Annotated in this window: 4 protein-coding genes; 2 read left to right on the forward strand and 2 right to left on the reverse strand. The window is 75.4% G+C overall.

Annotated elements, in window-relative coordinates:
• Positions 1 to 1,315, forward strand: a 1,315-nt coding sequence (locus ATM99_RS15250) for a lectin (protein WP_369798096.1), incomplete at its 5' end; no start/stop codon positions are given.
• Between the two features lie 85 nt (positions 1,316 to 1,400).
• Here the strand turns inward: ATM99_RS15250 and ATM99_RS15255 are convergent.
• Positions 1,401 to 1,784, reverse strand: a complete 384-nt coding sequence (locus tag ATM99_RS15255) for a hypothetical protein (protein ID WP_150118322.1) — start codon at positions 1,782 to 1,784, stop codon at positions 1,401 to 1,403.
• 283 nt (positions 1,785 to 2,067) lie between these two features.
• Between ATM99_RS15255 and ATM99_RS15260 the strand changes: the two genes are divergently transcribed.
• Positions 2,068 to 2,796, forward strand: a complete 729-nt coding sequence (locus tag ATM99_RS15260; protein WP_062103717.1) for an ANTAR domain-containing protein — start codon at positions 2,068 to 2,070, stop codon at positions 2,794 to 2,796.
• A 17-nt stretch (positions 2,797 to 2,813) separates the two neighbouring features.
• Here ATM99_RS15260 and ATM99_RS15265 read toward each other — a convergent pair whose 3' ends face one another.
• Positions 2,814 to 3,449 carry a PAS and ANTAR domain-containing protein gene (locus tag ATM99_RS15265; protein ID WP_062103718.1) on the reverse strand — a complete coding sequence of 212 codons (636 nt, stop codon included), beginning with the start codon at positions 3,447 to 3,449 and terminating at the stop codon, positions 2,814 to 2,816.
• Positions 3,450 to 3,553: the final 104 nt, after the last annotated feature.

A 3,553-nucleotide genomic window follows, 5' to 3' on the forward strand; every position in this document is an offset into this window, starting at 1 on the left:
CCGTCCGCCCGCGCGTCCGCACCTCGCACGCGTGGCGCGTCGCGCCCGGCGCCCCGCCGCGCTGGTCGCCGCGCTCGCGCTCGCCGTCACCGCGGCGGCCGCCGCGCCCGGTGCCGCGTCGCCCGCCGTCGCGTCGCCCGCCGGCCCCGCACCCGCCGCCGTCGGCGACGTGATCTGGGCGCAGGAGTTCACGGGCGCCGCAGGCACGGCGCCCGACCCCGCGGTGTGGTCGTACGACACCGGCGCCAACGGCTGGGGCAACGCCGAGCTCCAGAACTACACGACCTCGCGCGCCAACTCGGCGCTCGACGGCAACGGCAACCTCGTCATCACCGCACGCCGCGAGGCCGACGGGTCGTACACGTCGGCGCGCCTGCACACCAACGACAAGGTCGAGATCCGCTACGGGCGCGTCGAGGCGCGCATCCAGATCCCGCGCGGGCAGGGCATCTGGCCCGCGTTCTGGATGCTGGGCGGGCAGTTCCCGCAGACGCCCTGGCCAGGCTCGGGCGAGATCGACGTCATGGAGAACGTCGGCAAGGAGCCGCACCTCGTGCACGGCACGGTCCACGGGCCCGGGTACTCGGGCGGCGCCGGCATCACCGGGTCGGCCATGCACCCCCAGGGCTGGTCGTACGCCGACGACTTCCACACGTTCGCGGTCGACTGGAAGCCCGGCGAGATCACCTGGTTCGTCGACGGCCGCCAGTTCCACCGCGTGACGCGCGCGAGCGTCGGGTCCGACGCCTGGGTCTTCGACCAGCCGTTCTTCCTCATCCTCAACCTCGCGGTCGGCGGCCAGTGGCCCGGCTACCCCGACGCCACGACCACGTTCCCGCAGCAGATGAAGGTCGACTGGATCCGCGTGACCGACAACGGCGCCACCACCGGCGGCGGGCCGGGTACGCCCGGCACCGGGGGCCTGCCCACCGGCACGGGCACGATCCGCGCCGACGGCCGCCTGTGCCTCGACGTGCCCTGGGGGCAGACCCACGACGGCAACCCGGTGCAGATCGTCGCCTGCAACGGCAACGTCGCCCAGCAGTGGACCCGCGGCTCCGACGGGACGATCCGCGCGCTCGGCAAGTGCCTCGACGTCACGAGCAGCGGCACCGCCGACGGCACGCGCGTGCAGCTGTGGACCTGCAACGGCACCGCCGCGCAACGGTGGACCTACGACGCGTCGGCGCAGACGCTGCGCAACCCGCAGTCGGGTCGGTGCCTCGACGCCGACGGCGGCAACCCCATCTACGACGGGCAGAAGCTCGTGGTGTGGTCGTGCCACGGCGCCGCCAACCAGCGCTGGGTGCTCTGACCGTCACGAGCCGTCGGTCACGGCCGGTCGTCGCGGACGCGCGACGGTCGGCCGTGACCGCTGCGCGTCGGGGGCCGGGCCGGGCTCAGCGTCGACCGGTCAGCTCCGGGCGACGCGGGGCCGTCGGGCGGTGCGTCGGCCAGGCGAGCATGACGAACATGGTCCGCTCGCCGCGGGGGCCCACGAGCGACGCGCGGACCACCGGCGTCACGCCCTCGTGCGCGCAGCGGCGCAGGTCCTCCTGCAGCAGGCGCAGCCACTGGCCGCCGACGTGGCCGATGACCTGGCCGTCGAGGTCGAGGACGTCGAGCGTGCCGTCACCCGCGGCCACCTGGACGCGCAGGCGGCCCAGGCCGTCGGGCTGGACGAGCGTGCCCGTGCCCTCGAGGTACCCATCGACGCGCACCGTGACGTGCCCGCCGTCACGCGGCACGATGCGCCACGGCTCGGGGAGCCAGCGGCGCGTCATCGCGGCGCTCCACGACGAGCGGCGACGCGGCGGCGACGCATGGGTGACGTCCTGCACGCGACCGGGTCGAGGGTGGATGGTGCGAGGTGACACATCTGCACGGCTTCCTCCGTCGCGAGAGCGGAGGGCCGCTGCCTGACCCGGTCCCGACGCTACCCCGGTCCGGCGGGTCGCGCACGGCGTCGCGCACCGGCAGGCGCCGACGTGCGGCCGTGCTCCACCCGGCCTAGCGTCGGCGGGGCGAGCACCGCCCCCGGCACCGGCGGTGCGGGGAGGTCAGGACATGCTGGAGCAACCGCTCGGGGACACGTTGAGCCGTCTGCACGCGGCCGTCATCGAGGCCACCGACGTGCAGTCCGTGGTCGACGCCGTCGCGGCGTCGGCTCTGACGTCGTTGCCCAGGGTCGCCGAGGCGAGCGTCACGCTGCGCCGTACGGGCGAGGCCCGCACCGTCAGCAGCACGGGGGAGCGCGCGCGGCGCTGCGACGAGGTCGAGTACGCCGCGGGCGCCGGACCCTGCCTCACGGCGGCCGACGAGGGGCGGACCGTGCTCGTCGCCGACGTCGACACCGACGGCCGCTGGCCCGCGTGGGCGCTCGCCGCCCGCGCCGACGGGTTCGCGGGAGCCGCCGCGTTCCCGGTCGCGGCGCACGGCGACGTCGCGGTGTCCCTCAACGTCTACAGCGAGCACCCGCTCGACTGGTCCGACGCCGTGGTGGTGCTCGGCGAGCGGTACGCGGCCGAGCTCGCGCACGTGCTCGGCTGGTCCGTCCGGCTCGTCGACCTGGCGCAGACGACGGCCGACCTGCGCGCGTCGCTCGAGTCGCGCGCCGTCATCGACCAGGCCATCGGCATCGTCATGGCGCAGAACCGCGTCGGCCCCGACGAGGCGCTCACGCTGCTGCGGCAGGCGTCGCAGGGCCGCAACGTCAAGCTGCGCGACCTCGCGCGGGACGTCGTGCTCCGTGTCGGGGGCGCCGAGCAGGACAGCGCCTTCGTGCCGCGGCGCTGACCCGGACCGGACCCGGCTCAGCCGTCGCTGGGCTGGTCCACCGGCGAGACCGCGAGCACCGGGCCGAGGTCCTCCGCGAGCTCCGTGACGGGCCGTCCGCGCGCCGTGGCGCGCTCGACGACGAGCTCGGCCAGCCGGCGCAGCGTCACGTTGCGGCGCATCGACGCCGCGCGCAGCATCTCGAACGCCCGCTCGGGATCGACCGCGAAGGCGCTCGCGAGCATCCCCTTGGCCTGCTCGATCGTCGCGCGCGAGGTGGTCGCCGCCGCGATCTGCTCGGTCGCGACGCGCGCGCCCTCGGAGCGCACGACCGCGCTGACGTCGACGAGCGCGGCCTCGACCACGTCGTCGTCGCGGTGCACGAGGCCGAGGACGTGGCGCGTGCGGCCGTGCGCGTCGCGGAGCCGTACGTGCGAGTACGTGCCGGCGGACGTGGTGCCCAGCAGGGCGCTGTGCCAGCCCTGACGGTCGTCGGGGTGGACGTGCGCGAGCACGAGCTCGGTCGTGGGGACGACCTCGCCGACGGCGAAGCCGTGCAGCTCGTACGTCGCGTCGGACCACCACCACGAGCCGTCGCGCAGACGGTGCCGCAGCAGTGCGGTGCCCGGGGGCAGGGGAAACGGGTGGTGCGCCTCGCGCGAGGGGGCGGACACGGGAGCAGCCTCCGAGTGTGACGACCGGAGGGCCGTGTCCTGACCCGAGACGGAAACCTAGGTGACGCCCGCGACCGAAGCAAACGACGGGGGCAGGGCCGGGT

This window comes from Cellulomonas sp. B6 (genome assembly GCF_001462455.1).
GTDB lineage: Bacteria > Actinomycetota > Actinomycetes > Actinomycetales > Cellulomonadaceae > Cellulomonas.

Coding starts and splice junctions, on each gene's coding strand:
- ATM99_RS15260 (WP_062103717.1), top strand. CDS start 2,068: ATGCTGGAGCAACCGCTCGGGGACACGTTGAGCCGTCTGCACGCGGCC.
- ATM99_RS15255 (WP_150118322.1), bottom strand. CDS start 1,784: ATGACGCGCCGCTGGCTCCCCGAGCCGTGGCGCATCGTGCCGCGTGAC.